General features: G+C 56.3%; 13 protein-coding genes. 9 read left to right on the top strand and 4 right to left on the bottom strand.

What is annotated here, in order from left to right:
- Window positions 1–158: 158 nt before the first annotated feature.
- Window positions 159–1,169: a DUF1559 domain-containing protein gene (locus AB1L30_RS19385; RefSeq protein ID WP_367015124.1), complete on the bottom strand. Its 1,011-nt coding sequence runs from the start codon at window positions 1,167–1,169 to the stop codon at window positions 159–161.
- Between the two features lie 375 nt (window positions 1,170–1,544).
- Window positions 1,545–4,250: a PQQ-dependent sugar dehydrogenase gene (locus AB1L30_RS19380; protein ID WP_367015122.1), complete on the bottom strand. Its 2,706-nt coding sequence runs from the start codon at window positions 4,248–4,250 to the stop codon at window positions 1,545–1,547.
- A gap of 269 nt (window positions 4,251–4,519) precedes the next feature.
- On the opposite strand from AB1L30_RS19380, the gene AB1L30_RS19375 reads away from it, so the two are divergent.
- Window positions 4,520–5,911 (top strand): sulfatase-like hydrolase/transferase, encoded by a 1,392-nt coding sequence (locus tag AB1L30_RS19375; RefSeq protein WP_367015120.1) that lies wholly within the window; start codon window positions 4,520–4,522, stop codon window positions 5,909–5,911.
- Window positions 5,912–6,127: 216 nt separating this feature from the next.
- The gene (locus AB1L30_RS19370; protein WP_367015118.1) at window positions 6,128–6,538 is read left to right on the top strand and encodes a DUF4259 domain-containing protein; all 411 of its coding nucleotides are present in this window, start codon (window positions 6,128–6,130) and stop codon (window positions 6,536–6,538) included.
- 9 nt (window positions 6,539–6,547) lie between these two features.
- On the opposite strand, the gene AB1L30_RS19365 is transcribed toward AB1L30_RS19370, so the two are convergent.
- A complete protein-coding gene (locus AB1L30_RS19365) occupies window positions 6,548–7,432 on the bottom strand; it encodes a M20/M25/M40 family metallo-hydrolase (protein WP_367015116.1) in 885 nt (294 codons plus the stop codon).
- A gap of 134 nt (window positions 7,433–7,566) precedes the next feature.
- On the opposite strand from AB1L30_RS19365, the gene AB1L30_RS19360 reads away from it, so the two are divergent.
- Together AB1L30_RS19360 and AB1L30_RS19355 are read left to right on the top strand one after the other, a co-directional pair.
- On the top strand, window positions 7,567–7,911 hold the full coding sequence (locus AB1L30_RS19360; protein ID WP_367015115.1) for a hypothetical protein: 345 nt from the start codon (window positions 7,567–7,569) through the stop codon (window positions 7,909–7,911).
- Window positions 7,912–8,275: 364 nt separating this feature from the next.
- Window positions 8,276–9,760 carry a SulP family inorganic anion transporter gene (locus tag AB1L30_RS19355; RefSeq protein WP_367015113.1) on the top strand — a complete coding sequence of 495 codons (1,485 nt, stop codon included), beginning with the start codon at window positions 8,276–8,278 and terminating at the stop codon, window positions 9,758–9,760.
- Between the two features lie 73 nt (window positions 9,761–9,833).
- On the opposite strand, the gene AB1L30_RS19350 is transcribed toward AB1L30_RS19355, so the two are convergent.
- The gene (locus tag AB1L30_RS19350; RefSeq protein ID WP_367015111.1) at window positions 9,834–10,481 is read right to left on the bottom strand and encodes a hypothetical protein; all 648 of its coding nucleotides are present in this window, start codon (window positions 10,479–10,481) and stop codon (window positions 9,834–9,836) included.
- Between the two features lie 205 nt (window positions 10,482–10,686).
- On the opposite strand from AB1L30_RS19350, the gene AB1L30_RS19345 reads away from it, so the two are divergent.
- The 5 genes from AB1L30_RS19345 (at window position 10,687) to AB1L30_RS19325 (ending at window position 15,790) form a co-directional block, all read left to right on the top strand.
- Complete coding sequence (locus AB1L30_RS19345) at window positions 10,687–11,874, top strand: serine hydrolase domain-containing protein (protein ID WP_367015109.1); 1,188 nt, start codon at window positions 10,687–10,689, stop codon at window positions 11,872–11,874.
- Window positions 11,875–12,021: 147 nt separating this feature from the next.
- Window positions 12,022–12,708 (top strand): DUF2306 domain-containing protein, encoded by a 687-nt coding sequence (locus tag AB1L30_RS19340; protein ID WP_367015107.1) that lies wholly within the window; start codon window positions 12,022–12,024, stop codon window positions 12,706–12,708.
- Window positions 12,705–13,748 carry a DUF1559 domain-containing protein gene (locus AB1L30_RS19335; RefSeq protein WP_367015105.1) on the top strand — a complete coding sequence of 348 codons (1,044 nt, stop codon included), beginning with the start codon at window positions 12,705–12,707 and terminating at the stop codon, window positions 13,746–13,748. The genes AB1L30_RS19340 and AB1L30_RS19335 overlap by 4 nt, the downstream gene beginning before the upstream one ends.
- Window positions 13,717–14,778, top strand: coding sequence for a DUF1559 domain-containing protein (locus tag AB1L30_RS19330; protein WP_367015103.1), 1,062 nt, complete (start codon window positions 13,717–13,719; stop codon window positions 14,776–14,778). Before AB1L30_RS19335 ends, AB1L30_RS19330 begins: the two co-directional genes overlap by 32 nt.
- Window positions 14,762–15,790, top strand: a complete 1,029-nt coding sequence (locus tag AB1L30_RS19325) for a DUF1559 domain-containing protein (RefSeq protein ID WP_367015101.1) — start codon at window positions 14,762–14,764, stop codon at window positions 15,788–15,790. The genes AB1L30_RS19330 and AB1L30_RS19325 overlap by 17 nt, the downstream gene beginning before the upstream one ends.
- The last annotated feature ends 58 nt before the right edge of the window (window positions 15,791–15,848 follow it).

Raw genomic sequence — 15,848 nt, 5'->3', positions numbered from 1 at the left:
GACCTTTTCAATCGAGAGATTGGAAGAAAGTACCCACGACCACAGACGTTGGGCCAATGCCCCTTTGGCCAAACGACTGCGTCGTGGGATCAAGTGAGAAAACGATCCGCAACGGAGGAGATACGCTGCGGATCGTCCTGATGTCGACGAAGCTGGGACTACGGCTTCTGGTAAGGCACACCATCGCGGATGGCATGCATGAAGGCCCACGTTGGCTGGTCGATTGTTTCGGCCACGCTACGGACGCTACCGTCGATCATCACCACGTTGACGATGCCGGGGTGCAGCGAGCGAGCCACGGCCTGGGTGTTGGTGCAACCTTCCCAGCAACCGCCGGTGCCATCGGCGAAGTCCTGGCAGTCGTAGACGTCGTCCGAGTTGCCATTCTTGTCGTTCGGGCCGTGGCAGTCACCACGCGAGAAGTTGTTGACGATGCTCGAGCCTGAAACGCCCATCGCCCACACGCCACGCTGATCGGTATCGACTTCACCGATACGGACTTCAGCGACCAGAACCGAGTTCGAGGTGCCGTCAGTCACAGCGGCCATGTTGCGGCCCTTGTTCACGGTGAAACAGCCGTCGGAGTTCACCGAAGTGCTGTAGCCATTCGGGGTGTAGGATTGACCATCGGTCCACCACGAGCCGAAGCCGCCGTTGGCAGCGTAGTTGCCACGGCCCCAGTTGCCGCCAACACCGCTGTAAGGCGTCTTCGATGCCGCGTCGGATGGGCACATGTAAGCAGGGATCTCTTGGGCCCGGGCGAGCTGACCATTGGGCAGGGTCACGTCTCGCTGCCACTTGTCGACCGTGTTGGCGTTGTTTTCGTTCACCTCGAAGATGTCGTACAGGGCCGACTGTTCGACGAAAGGCAACAGCTTGACGGCCCAGTTCGGACCAATCTGATCTGATTCGTTGTTGGGAGCATAGCCGTTGTTGTGGTTATACAACGCGGCTGGGAACTTCAGGAACGTGTCGTGGTGGTTGTGCGCCGCCAGACCAATTTGCTTCAGATTGTTAATGCACTGCGAGCGACGAGCGGCTTCACGAGCCTGTTGGACTGCAGGTAGCAGAAGGGCAATTAAAACGCCGATAATGGCAATGACGACTAGCAGCTCGACCAGAGTAAAAGCTCTAGGGTGTCGACGCATCAAAACAGACGAATGCGGCATGGTTGAGGCTCCTGCAGCGAGGACGGGAACGAAGATATCGCGAGAATGATAAGTGGCGCGAAAGAGAGACCCTGGATAGATGATTTCACAGAGTGCTAATTTGCACGCCGTAAAGAGATCAAGAGTGGGTTCTAAATCGCTACGGCTTTTATCGTTCTTCCCTGGACTGCCTGCAATCGTAAATAGCGAAAAAAACTAAAAAATACGGAAAACTTTTGATCCAAAGTTAACAGAAGTGAGTTGTGTGGAAAAGGAGCTCAAGTCAATTGTGTCAAGATTCGGCGGCAGGTGTGTTTGTTACTAGCCCGTAAGGGTAGGTATCGTATTTTTAGGCATTCCCCAAAAGCAGGGAATGCCGGTCGCTTTCAAGCGGGACTAGTTCTTCACGGGCTCAAAAGTAACTCTGTCGAGGTTCATCAGACCTCCGCGGCGATTTTCATTGACAAACACGACGAAGATATCGTGACGTCCGCTCTGCGGTTCAAACTTCGACGTGACGTCATGGAAGCCATCCCAGCTACCATTCACTTCAACGTCAGCCGAACCGATAACTGGGCCATCCAGGGCGTCGATACGTGCCTCGATCCGACCGCCAGAGCCTGCCGAGGTGACGCGGAACGTCAGCCCTCCGACGTGATCCATCGGAATCTGATCGAAACGAGCGTAGGTGTCGTGATCGATCGAGCCGAGGAACTTGCCGCCGGAAGCGGTGTGTCCACCCAGGATGCGTGGGCCATGCACTTCGTCGGCATCTTCCGCTTCCACCTTGCGCTGTCGGAGATAGATCTTGGCGGTACCCACTAGCGGTGGAATTTCGCCGTTGCCGAGATCACGGTAGCTCGCTTCGAGTTGAACGTAGCCAGCCTTCTCGACTTCCGCTGGCGTCAGTTCGATGTTGCCGACAAACCCGTCGAACACTTTGACGGCGTTGTCTTTCTCAAGTGTATAAACCCAACTCACCATGTCGCGAATCTCTTCGACCGAGTGCTGCGAGTGAGGCAGCATCGGGACTTTGCCCCAGACGCCTGCCGATCCTTCACGTACGCGTTTGACTGAGGCTTCCAAAGCTTCCGCGTTGCCACGGTACTTTTCGGCCACCTTCAAAAACGGAGGACCAACTCGCAGGCTGTCGACTGCGTGGCAGTTGAAGCAGTCGCTCTTCTTCATCAAGCGAAGCCCGATCGGATCGTTGTCGTCGATCGCTCCGCCAGGACCGCGTGGAATGCTACCGGTTCCCAGGCTCAAATTCAGCGCCGTACGACGCGGAGCTTCCTGATCGATCTCGTCGGCACCCGTTTCGTCCGCTTCCTCAAAGTCGGAGGTGCCATCTTCGATATCTTTGACCTTCAGTTCGTAGCGAATCGCCGCGACGGAATCGAAGAATTCGCCATCGACGGGCGACACAAACGAAACTTGGGGCCGAGCATTGCCGACGATCACGGGAACCGAAGCGACCGCTTCCGCACCAGATGGGTCGGTTACTTTCAACTCGACGTTGAAGACGCCTGGCTCGGTGAAGGCGATCTCCGGGTTGGCTTCCTTGGAGATCAGAACGGGCTTCGGGTTCTGTTCGCCGGCGCGATATTTGTACCAGGCATAGCTGAGCGCGTCGCCATCTTTATCGAGCGTGCCTTCGCTGAAAAGCTTGACTGCCAAGGGCTCTTTGCCGGTATTGTTCTCGGCAGCGGCGATGGCGGCAGGCGGTCGGTTGCCGCGAACGTAGTCGATCCGGACCAACTTGGCGTCGTCGTTGACGCCCCAGGTTTCGCCATATTCGACGACATACAAAGCACCATCGGGGCCAAATTGCATGTCGATCGGACGCGTGAATTTGTGATCCGGCATGAATGGTTCGATCTTGGCGATGTCCGATTCTTCGGTCAAATGAACCGCCAGAATCCAGTGCCGGGTCCATTCATAGACGAACACGCAGCGGCTGTAGTGCGGCGGGAACTTCGTCTGGCTGGGGTTCGCTGGATCGAAGTCGTACGAAGGACCAGCACATGCCGTGCGGCCGCCGGAACCCACTTCCGGGAATTTCTCGAAGGCGGATCCAGGATAGTAGATGAACGCTTCGGTGGCTGGCGGAAGATCGCGAATACCGGTGTTGTTCGGCGATTCGTTCACGGGATGAGCCGGATCGAACTTGGCACCGATTTTCTCGGTGGTGAAGTCGACGTCGTGGTAAGGCTGATTGTCGGCGATGAAGTAAGGCCAACCGAAGTTGCCTGCCTTGCGAGCCTGGTTTACTTCGTCGTAACCACGTGGTCCGCGCGGGCCATCGTTGCCGGCATCGGGGCCGACTTCACCCCAGTAAAGATAGCCAGTCTTCTGATCGACACTGATGCGCCATGGATTACGGCAGCCCATGACATAGATTTCAGGATGCCCTTGCGAACCATCTTTGGGGAACAAGTTACCATCGGGGATCTCGTAGGTGCCGTCGGCCATCGGACGGATACGAAGCACCTTGCCGTTGTAGCTCTTGGTGTTGCTGGCCGACTTCTGAGCATCCCAGGGGAACTTCTCTTCGCGCTCGTCGATCGGGGCGTAACCATGGGAGTCGCCGTGCGGGTGCGTGTTGTCGCCGGTGCCAATAAACAAGCAACCATCCGGACCGAACTCGAGCGAGCCGGCGTGGTGGCAACATTGCAGACGTTGTTCTTCGTACTTCAGCAGCAGCTTTTCGCTGGCCATATCAAGCTTGCCGTCGACCACGGTGAAGCGGCTGACATGCTGACCGGAAAACTCCGGTGGCGAGTACTGAAGGTAGAGCCAGTTGTTCTCGGCAAAGTTCGGATCGAGTGCGAGACCGATCAGACCGTTCTCTTGCGCGGTGGTGACTTCCACTTCGCCGACCAGCGATGTTTGTCGCGACACCGGATCGTAGACCTTCAATTGGCCTTTGATTTCGATATAGAAGATCCGACCGTCCGGAGCGACGGCCAGTTCCATAGGCTGCTTCAATTGCGTGGCGAGCGTGGTGACTTCCAAACGCGTGGGATCAAAAGGAGTCTCTTCAGCTGGCAGTTGATGGCAGGTGGCAGTCAAAAGGCCCAACACCATGAGGGTGCGTACCATGGGCTTCGTCAGCAAGGCAGACGGCATAGCATGTTCCTGAAAAGGCACAGATGGGAAAACCAGGGGAGGTCTGGAATCGGTGGGGTATGAGGTGGGCACTGCCGGAAGTCAAAGCGAATGGCAAATCCTTTTGACTTCCCTCAGCGTTCGCTTCAACATAGTTGGCGAGGAGGCTAGAGTCTACCTACTTCGAGTGGATCGCTGCGAAGCGTACGGATCTGGCAAGGACCTCACCTTACCTATAGCCCCAATCGTCCAAAGGTTACGAAATGAAATGCGTCTCACCCATCGTTGCGCTGGCGATCGCCCTGCTGGCCGGCGTGACCCAGGCAGCCGACCGCCCCAATATCGTGATGCTGCTGGCGGATGATCTGGGATACCAGGACGTGGGATGCTACGGCGGCCCGGTCAAAACGCCTGCGATCGATGCCCTGGCAGCTGGTGGAACGCGGTTCCATGACTTTTATGCCGGATGTGCGGTTTGTTCGCCGACGCGGGCCACGTTGCTCACCGGACGCCATCACATTCGTGCCGGCGTTTACAGTTGGATCGAAGATGGTCCGCAGCGTTCGCATTTGCTGCTCCGCGAAAACACCTTGGCCGAGCTTCTCAAGAACGAAGGGTACGCGACCGCGCACATCGGCAAGTGGCACCTGGGGATGCCAACCCCGAAGCTCGATAAGCCGACGCCCGATCAGCATGGATTCGACTATTGGTTTGCGACGGTGAAGAACGCCATTCCAAGTCATCGCAACCCGAACAACTTCATCCGCAATGGCAAGCCGCTGGGCGAACTCGAAGGATACTCGTGCCAGATCGTCGTCGACGAGGCGATCGATTGGCTGGAAAACAGTCGCGATGCGAAGAAGCCTTTCTTCTTGAATGTCTGGTTCCATGAACCGCATGCGCCGATTGCCGCGCCGGACGAAATCGTTTCGGACTACGGCGAATTAAAAGACAACGGAGCGATCTACTCCGGCACGATCGACAACACCGACCGCGCGATCGCTCGCCTGGTGAAGAAACTGCACGAGATCGACAAGCCAGAGAACACGTTGATCATCTACGCCTCGGACAACGGCAGCTATCGAGACGATCGAACCGGTGGCCTGCGCGGCAAGAAGGGTGTGAACTGGGAAGGTGGCATCCGCGTCCCAGGGATCTTCTATTGGCCGGGCAAGATCGAGGCAGGAAAAGAAATCTCAGGAAATATTCCGGCAGGAATCGTTGATATTTTTCCAACGATTTGCGGCTTGCTTGCGATTACCCCGCCAGAGGGTCGCCACTTGGATGGCAGCGACCTGGCCCCATTACTGGTGCGTGGCCACGGCGAGTTCACTCGGCATCAACCTTTGTTCTGGCATCTGCAACGGTCGCGTCCGATCGTGGCGATGCGCGACGGCAACTACAGCCTGGTCGCCGAACGGAACTACGAAATGAGTAGCGACAACATGTTCCAGGAAGCCTGGATTCCTCGCATAAAAGCAGGGACTTACAAGAACTTCCAGCTCTACGATCTTTCTGTTGATCCGCAACAGAAGCACAATCTGGCGGCGGAAAAGCCTCAACTGGTTTCGCAATTGAAATCAAAGATGTTGGAGATTAACGACAGTGTGATGGCCGATGGTCCCGACTGGAGTCAGCCGGTCAGTGATCGATAAATTCAACGGTTTACCACTAATGGGCTGTTTGGAATATTCCGTAGATAGCCTCGCCCCCCATCAAAGAATAGCTATCAAAAACTGTCCGAACTGTTTGCAAAGTCTTTGTGAATGGCGAATCTGTTTTGTTGAACTTCTTACCCGGATTGAGGAGTTGGACGCAAAATCGTATTTTGGTCCCCAAGACTTTCAATCTCGTATGGAGACGCAGCTTCGATGGGCGCTTGGGGACACGAAATCTTTGATAATGACGCGGCCTGTGATTGGCAGGATCGGTTGCTGCGCAGCGACGATCTGGCGTTGATCGAAGAGTCGCTGTCGGTTGTTGCCAATGTCCCGGAGGGGGAGACCATCGATGCCAGCGACGGATCGCAGATGCTGGCCGCATGCGAAGCACTCGCACATTTACGAGGTCGCCCAGGTCTGCACGAAGCTTCGATGGATGCGTTGGCCAATTGGGTTCAATCGCATTCCCACCTGGCAACCGACACGCTGGTTCCGGTTGCTCAAGTCGCACTCGAGAGAGTGGTATCGGACGACTCTGAACTGAAGCAGCTTTGGGCTGAGGGCGATCAGCTTTCGCTTTGGTTGGCTACGGTCGAAGATGTCTCGCGCCGCATTGCTTAGCGGTTCCGTCTAACGCCCCAGATACTTCATGGCACTCGCCACTCCCTGGGCGACGTGCGTCATCGCCTCGAAGTCGAGCGTGTCAGGCGTATCGGTAGGCTGGTGATAGTTCGGATTGCGCAGGAAGCTGGTGTCAGTCAGCATTAGCGCCGGGTAGCCTTGGTCCCAGAACGAACTGTTGTCGCTGCGGCGAATCTCTTTGATCTTCTCTGGCAGGCAAATCGAAAACAGTCGCTGCTGGGTGCCACGTTTGAAGCCGCGCCGAAACGCCCACGAGAGTTGCATCGAATTCAGGTTGCCAACCGCCGCCAGGAAGTTGCCTCGCTTCGGGAACAGCCCATGCAGAAACTTCGGAATCGTGACTGGCACCTGCTGCGAGTTCGGTTCGTCGCGGAAGTAACCCACCATCTCCAGGCATAGCATCACGATCTTCTCGTTGCGTTTCTTCGCTTCCCTTGCATGGTACTGGCTGCCCATCGAGTCGAGGCTCATGTAAGGAGCTTCTTCACAGGCAAACGCCACAAAACGCAACGTCTTGCGCGGCGTATGTTCTTTCAGCTGACGACTCACTTCCAACAATACCGCAACCGCCGAGGCGTTGTCGTCCGCACCGGGGGTGGTCGCGACCGTGTCGTAGTGTGCTCCCAAGACTACGACCTCTTTCGAGGGCTCGCTTCCAGGGATTTCGACCACCAGGTTCATCGCCGGGCCATCGACCGATTCGTAAGGTTCTTCGCGAACGTCGTGCCCCATCTCTTGCCACTGCGTCTGGATGTATTCGAGCGTCGCCGCGATGGTTTCTGGCTTGGCGAGAATTCTCGGACCGATCTGGCCTGCCAGGCGGTCGACGTGCTGTTCCAGTTTGGGGCGGATCGTAAGTTGATCGAAAGTCATGTGCATCCGTGGATGGGTGAGAAGGGAGTCCGCGCAATTATAGAAAAATCGAGCGCGCGGTTGGCAAGGTTTGAATTAGAATCGTCCCTAGGAAAAGACTCAGGGGCCCTCTTCTCAAGCTCAACCAGCCTGCCATGAAAGCCATTGTTCTGCAAACACTCGATGGTGCCCAACACATCGGGTTCATTCTGTGTGCCATTCCGCCTGGGGATATCGAAGGGGACTGCATGTTCTCGATTGTCCCGGACGATGCCGAGTTGCTGGAAGATCCCAACGTGGTCGGTTTGCTCGATCGTCGCGACCTGGGCGAAAGTCAGGTCGAACTGTCGGAAGATACCCGATCGCTCCGCATCCGTTCGCATCGGCTCGACGACATGTTCGTTCGCTTTGAAACCGATGGGGTGGGCGAGTGGGGCTACATTCGCCAAGGCGAACCGGTTGCCTGCGGTCAGGCCTCGACGATCAATTCGCAGCACTAGGCCAACCTGATTTAACTCATGTGCCTGCTGGCGGTTACGCGGCGGCCAGGCTCTCGGCGGGGCAGATCTGGAATCCATTTGGCCGATTTTAGAACTATCGGGCTGAAATGGCTTGTAGTACAATCGCTGCCATAAGATCCATAAATGTGCCCCGTAATGGTAGTTAGACCGGTGTAGTTTATTTCTCTCAGCGTGAAGTTCGTCCCCTTCGTGGCCCCGTTTAGGTGAACGGCTGCCCCACAAGGCTTTGTGCGAGCATTCTTGAATCCGCTGTACTGCACTTTGTTTTTACCTGTTTAGCGGCACCTGAGCCGGAGCTATTTCGGCGAAGTCCCTCCCTCTGCCTTGCTGGAAATTTCCCACGATGAAACCAATCGATACCCTGCGCAACCAATGGTTCGCCAACGTACCGAAAGACCTGCTGGCCGGCCTGGTCGTGGCCCTGGCTCTGATTCCCGAAGCGATTGCCTTTTCGATCATCGCCGGTGTTGATCCGAAGGTCGGGCTATATGCTTCGTTTTGTATCGCGACGATCTCAGCCATTGTCGGCGGTCGACCTGGCATGATCTCGGCGGCAACCGGGGCGATGGCCCTGGTGATGGTCACGCTGGTGAAAGAGCATGGCCTGCAGTACCTGCTGGCCGCTTCGATCCTGACCGGCATCCTGCAGATCGCTGCCGGCTATTTCCAGTTGGGCGTGCTGATGCGATTCGTCTCGAAGTCGGTGATCACCGGCTTCGTGAATGCGTTGGCCATCTTGATCTTCATGGCGCAGTTGCCGGAACTGATCAACGTGCCGTGGGTGGTCTATCCGATGGTGGCAGGTGGTCTCGCGATTATCTACCTGTTTCCTTACCTGACCAAAGCGATTCCCTCTCCTCTGATCGCGATCAGCGTGCTGACGGCCATTTCGGTCGCGTTCGGTTTTCAGATCCGAACGGTCGGCGACATGGGACACCTGCCGGACAGCTTGCCGGTCTTTATGCTCCCGGAGATTCCTTGGACATTTGAAACGCTGCAAATCATCTTCCCGGTTTCGGTCACTCTGGCCGTGGTCGGTTTGCTGGAATCGCTGATGACCGCTTCGATCGTCGACGAGATGACCGACACGCAAAGCAATAAGAACCAAGAGTGTGTCGGCCAAGGCTGCTCGAACATCGTTGCTGGTTTCCTCGGTGGTATGGCGGGCTGTGCCATGATCGGCCAGTCGGTCATCAACGTGAAGTCGGGCGGTCGCGGACGATTGTCGACACTCTGTGCTGGCGTCTTCCTGCTGATCTTGATCGTGTTCCTCGGCAAGTACGTTTCGATGATCCCAATGGCCGCCCTCGTTTCGGTGATGATCATGGTCTCGATCGGCACCTTCAAATGGGAGTCGCTCAAAAACCTGGTGCTGCATCCGAAGAGCTCTAGCGCGGTGATGGTCAGCACGGTGCTGGTGGTGGTCCTGACGCACGATCTGGCCCAAGGGGTGCTGGTCGGTGTGCTGCTTTCCGGCTTCTTCTTTGCCCACAAGGTCGGCCAGATTCTGGTGGTCGAAGGTGTGCCGCATGAAGAAGCGGATGGCAAGACCTACAGCGTGACTGGCCAGGTATTCTTTGCTTCGGCGGATCGATTCATCCAGTCGTTCGACTATCAAGAGAAGCTGAAGAAAGTGAACATCGATGTGACCGATGCTCACTTTTGGGATATCACCGCGATTGGTGCGCTCGACCGCGTGATCGTGAAGTATCGCCAGCAGGAAGTCGAAGTCGAGTTGATCGGGCTGAACGAAGCTTCCGCCCACATGGTCAATCGCTTCGCCATCCACGACAAGCCCGATGCCGACAAGCAGATGATCGGGCACTAGGCCTGAGGCAGACATTGGAAAAAATCATGCCACGCCCGGCCGATCGCGGGCATGGCATTCCAAGTGGGACGCTCTAGTCTTCGATCCCACTTAGCAGTCGGATCAGCGATTCGATCTGCTCGTGAGCTAAGCGGTTTTGGCGCACCAGGATGAAGTTGCCAGAGGGAACAGCACGGATGCTACCTCCCTGCCGCGAGTCCGACCAGCTATCGGGTTGAATGGTGCCGGTGATCGCCAGCGTCAATTCTTCTTCGTCCAGGATTCCATCTGGGTTCGCATAGACCCGAACGGTCATGTGGGATGCTTCGGCTTGGGCCGACGTGATAAAGATCATCTCGTTCTCGATGTACCAGCCCAGCTTATTTCGGGCACACAGAACATTCAGGCCATCTTCCAGGTCAACCCCTTCCACATTCAATGTGATCGGCAGGTCGATTTTCAGTTCGGCTTGCGCCAACGCATGTTGGTCGATCTGAACTTCCGTGTGATGAAGTTGCTTCAGGTAGTGCACGACTTCTTCCAGTGGCGTATCGATGAACTGAATCTTGGTTTCCTCGCTACGAATCCGCTTGAGCAGCTCTTGGTTCTTTTTCCCTGAATGGCCCAGCTCGAACGCGACTTTCATCGGAGCAGACGATTGCTCTTCCCCAGCGAAGACCAAATTTGGGGCACCGAGCAGAATCGCCAGCAATGCGACATATCGAGAAACGATGGAAGGCATCGGAAGTCTCCTGAAATGGGGGGGAACATGTCTATTGGCGTAGACTATCGGCAATCGGAATTTGTCGCCATCGCAATGCCAATTTTCCGGAGATTCGATTCGATCAGGACCCTTGCGCGATATGAGCGGTAGCATTGGCAGGTGGACTGTGTGACCTATATTTCGGAAACAACCACACAACAACCCTGCTTTAGGAAGAAGCCAAGTGAAAATTTGCAAACCCCTTACTATTGTGGCCCTGGTATTGCTGTTCGCCATGACCTTCTCGGAAATTAGTTCCGCCGAGGGGATTGGCGATCGCGAGAAGATGGCGTCGACCGTCGAAAAGCTGATGCAAGATAACGCGATCCCTGGAGCGGTCGTGCTGCTTCGCAAAGGGAATGACCAATGGCTTCAGGCATTTGGCGTCGCCGATCTGAAGACCGGTCAGCCAGTGACGACCGACATGGCGTTTCGCATCGGATCGAACACCAAAACGATGACTGGCACGGTGGTGCTGCAACTGATTCAAGAAGGCAAGTTGAAGCTGACCGACACGGTCTCGAAATTCTTCGACAATGTCCCGCAAGGCGATCAGATTACCATCGCTGATTTGCTCGCGATGCGAAGTGGAATCCCGACCTACAGCGACCTGAAGTCGGTGAATCGCCAGCTTGATCAACAGCCGCAAAAAGGCTTCACGACGGCAGAGCTGATTCAGCTTGGCATCGAGCAGAAGCCCCTCTTCAAGCCAGGGGCCGAGTTCAACTACTCGAACACCAACTACATCATGCTCGGGGTGATCATCGAACGCCTGACCGGTATGTCGCTGGAAGAAGCTTTCCAGCAGCGAATCTTCACGCCGCTTGCCATGAAGCATACTTCGATGCCAACGGCAACCGATTGGAAGATGCCGTCGCCGTATGCTCACGGCTATCTTTTCGGGACCAACGAGTCGACGCTGGACGATCTCGCCTTGCCGAAAGATCAGCAGAAGCTGGCAGTCGAAGGCAAGCTGCTGCCGACTGATGTGACCAACGGAAACCCATCGTGGGCCTGGGCGGCTGGTGGCGCTGTTTCGACGGCGGAAGACCTGGCCACCTATGTCGAAGCGATGGTTGCTGGCGGCCTGCTGGACGAAGCCTGGCACAACATTCGCCTCGACAGCTTCAAGCCGAACAATCCGATGCAGCCAGAAGCAACGGCCTATGGCCTGGGGATCGCCAAGTTCGGTCCGCTGCTGGGGCACGATGGTTCGCTGCCAGGGTATCAGTCGTTCATGGGATTCGATCCTCAGACCGGAATGACCTTGATCGTGCTGACCAATCTGCAGAACACGCCCAGTGGCGAAGGTGCCGCCAACCTGCTGACCAAAGAGCTGTGCAAGCAGATCTATGGGGCACCAATCGACTAGTTGAACCGCAATGTAGTCGACTTCTTCGGCGACCTGGGGTACGCTCTGTAGTGGGGTGTGAAGCCGCCAAGGTCGCCGGCCATACCCCTGCTCGTCTTCGATCTAATCCAGAAGATACTCAGGGATGCGGTACTCGGCCGCCTGGTTGTGAAGTCGCACACACATCAAAGCCGATTTGCCAAACTGAAAACCGTCGCGATGATCGCCGTGGCGGTTTTGATGGCGAAGGTGTTGGTTTCGATGGTCACCGAGTATCGAAACTATTTCCCGCCGAACTTCGAGGCGGTGTTTCTGCTAGGGCGAGAAGCAACCTTTCAGGGAGCCTATCCGCCGGCCTTCTATACCCACATCATCGCCTCGCCGATCGCCCTGTTGATCGCCACCTATCTGATGCTGAGCGGCAAGTGGCGAACGCACGCGACGCTCCATCGCAGGCTGGGCAAAGTGCAATTGGGATTGGTCTTGGGGCTGGTCGTTCCCAGTGGCATCGTCATGTCGATCTGGTCCTTCTCCGGACCACTTGCCGGTTGGGGGTTCGCGACCCAAGCGGTTGCCACTGGCATCACCATCGTCGTCGCTGCCCGCTACGCGATGCGAAGAGACTTTCTATCGCATCAGCGCTGGGCGACGTACTGCTTTATTTTGTTGATCGCTCCGTTGCTCTTCCGAATTGTGGCAGGGCTGACGATTGTGACCGACACCGAAACGATTGTCGGCTATCAAATCAATGCCTGGCTGAGCTGGATTGTTCCGTTAGCGCTCTTTGAAATACGAAGGTATCGCAAGGCCTCACGTCTGGTATCGGAACCGACAGCCGCCGAGGGATCGCCATGAGAAACGATTCGCACGGATTCACGATCAAAGAGTTGTTCGCCGTGATGTTTATCATCATGGCCCTCTCCTTCTGCTTGCTTCCCTTCGGTAGAACCGGAGGTCGGGCGGCCGCAAGACGCATGGCGTGTCAAATGCATCTCAAGCAATTGGGTCTGGCGATGCACATCTATCACGATGCCCACGGTGTGCTGCCACAGGCGGTCGGAGGGACGGGAGCCGGCGGCAACGAGAATCGCCTGAACGGTCTCGTTGCCTTGCTACCCTATCTGGAAGAGACCAGGCTCTTCGATCAAATCATGCAAGGCGAGCCTCCCGGAGGTCCCGCACCGTGGGACTTGAATTATCCACCTTGGCAGGCCGAGGTGCAGTTATTTCGTTGTCCGACAGCAGCCGATACCGTAGTCGATCGTGACTATCGCTGGACAAGTTACGCGTTTTGCATTGGCGATGTCGCCAGCGATATCCACTACCTGCCACAAGCCCGGGGTGCCTTTGCGCCAGGTCTTAGCACGCGTCTTGATGAGATCGGCGATGGTCTCTCGCAAACGATTTTCATGTCGGAGATCAGGCCGCCCGACGGTCGTCGCACAATCGGTCAGATCGCGGTGAATCTCCCTCGCAATGTCTTGGACGACGTCGGCATCTGTCAGCAACTGGTCGATGCGAGCAATCGCTATTATCGCAACGACGTCTCGCTACATACCTATGGCCGCGGATACAACTGGGCCGATGGTGCGGCGGGACCTGGGCTGGTGAATACGATCTTGCCTCCGAACAGTCCCAGTTGCGCCGTCGGTGGAATAGAAGCAGTCGACGGCATTTACTCGGCGGGAAGTCATCACCCTGGAGGATGTCAGGTGCTGCTGGGGGATGCTTCAGTCCAAATGATTTGGGAACGGATCGATTGCGGAGACCTTGGGGCAGCACCGCTCGAGATGGACAAGGCTGCCCCAGAGGTTGAGCAACGGGCGAGTCCCTTTGGCGTGTGGGGCTCCCTTGGTACGGCGAATGGGCACGAAGAGATCGACGATGATTTTTAATGCACCAAAAACATGCTTCCCTGGCTGTTCCCGATCGGGCTACTCGTGGGTCGAAGTCTTGGCGGTGATCGTTATTTTGCTGCTGCTCTTTGCCCTGCTTATGCCAGGGTTAGGTCATCCTCGAGAAGCCAGCTATAGAATGACATGCGCTTTTCACCTGAAGCAGCTAGGGCTCGCGCTGCACAACTATCACGACATGTACAGAACATTTCCGCCGGCGATCATGGGGCACTCGATCGACCGCACGCTCGAAGAAGGGAACTTCGAACGGATGAGTGGGCTGGTTCTCTTGTTGCCTTACCTGGAGCAATCGAATCTTTATGAGCAGAACATGGAAATGCAACAGCAGGAGGATCGAACCCAGTTGCCTTGGCACAACTTAAAGGTCGAGCAACTGCTTTGCCCCACCGCAAGTCGATTTGTGCATGGAGGTAATCCCACGAACTATGCGTTTTGTATCGGTGACTCGGTTCAGATTCTGCCAGAGCCTTCCCAGGCAACAGGAGCCTTTGGTGGCAGTCTCGCTCGAAAGTTTACAGAGTTTACAGATGGCACGTCCTATACGATCTTGATGGGAGAAATCGCCATTCCTCGCGGACTGGCCCTCCAAGGGCAGATCGCGATCGATCAACCCAGGGCCATGTTGAACGATCCAAGACTCTGTTGGCAAACACGCGATTCCAAGACACCGTACTATTTACCGAAGGTCGCGTTGCATCCCCAGGGACGGGGCTGGCTGTGGGAAGACGGCATTGCTGGCATGCCGATGTTCAACACCCTCTTGCCCCCTAATGCACCTAGCTGCGCCGTCGGCGGTAGCGACGGAGTCGACGGGATCTATTCGGCCGGCAGTTACCATGTCGGAGGATCGCAGGTTTTATTCGCGGATGGTTCGTCCCGTTTCATTGCAGAGAACATCAATGCCAAACAGAAGTCGGACGGCGCGAGTCGAAATCGCAATCCATATGGTGTCTGGGGAGCCCTGGGCACCGTTGCCGGAGAAGAGGAATTAGATGCTAGAAACTACTAATCGAGATCAACGGCGAAGTCACGCTCCCTCCGGTTTCACTTGGGTAGAGTTGCTGGTGGTCGTGGCGATCATTGCTGTCTTGATTGCTCTGATGCTGCCTGCGGTCCGCCAGTCGCGGGAAGGGGCGCGCCGGATGCAGTGCCAAAACAATCTGAAGGAACTTGGACTCGCCCTGCACAACTATCACATGACGCATGGGCATCTGCCCGATTGCTGCTTCGGAACTGAAGACAACCAGCGGCGAATCAGCGGAATGGTGGCGCTGCTGCCGTTTGTCGAGCAAGAGGCCATCTATCAGCAAATTGCCCAGCCGATGGAGATCGGCGGTTCCGAGTATCCAGCTTGGGGACCAGAGCCTTGGAACGAAGACTACCCGCCCTGGCAAACGCAACTCGACCTGCTGCAGTGTCCTTCCGAGATTGGCTTGAGACGATCCGATGATGAGGACCGCCTGGTAGTCAACTACATGTTTTCCGTTGGCGATACGACCGATATCTATGGCCAAGGTCAGCCACCACGCGGGGCGTTCGCTCCCGGAAGAACGACCCGGTTCACAGACTTCCGCGATGGAACCGCCGCGACGGTGATGTTGGCGGAGGCACAGGTCGGCAAGATCACCGTCGATCATCCGGTCGAGTTTCTCGCCAGTCCGATCCTCTGCGATCAGTTGCCGCAAGATCGGCCCTGGTCGGATCATCCTCAGACGCGTGGCTATCGCTGGGCTGATGGTGCGGCGGGACCAGCGATGGTCAATACGATCCTGGCACCCAACAAAGTAAGCTGTGCCGTCGAAGGGAACGCGGCCGTCGATGGGCTCTATACCGTCGGCAGTGTTCATGGAGGGATAAGCTACCTCTTGATGGCCGATGGATCGAGCAATGCAGTGAACGACGACATCGATACCGGCAACCTCTCGCAGGGGCCGATTGTGACGGATATGCCAGGCGTAAGCCCTTATGGAGTGTGGGGAGCGATGGGAAGCATCGCTGGCGAGTCGCCGGTGACGGAATAATCGGAACTTCAACTTCCAGGGCGATTGCAGACTATATTTGAGCTGGGGCAGTTGGTTG

It is taken from the genome of Bremerella sp. JC817 (genome assembly GCF_040718835.1).
GTDB lineage: Bacteria > Planctomycetota > Planctomycetia > Pirellulales > Pirellulaceae > Bremerella.
Note: the sequence above shows the minus strand (reverse complement) of the source record. Positions and strands in the feature narration are given on the sequence as shown.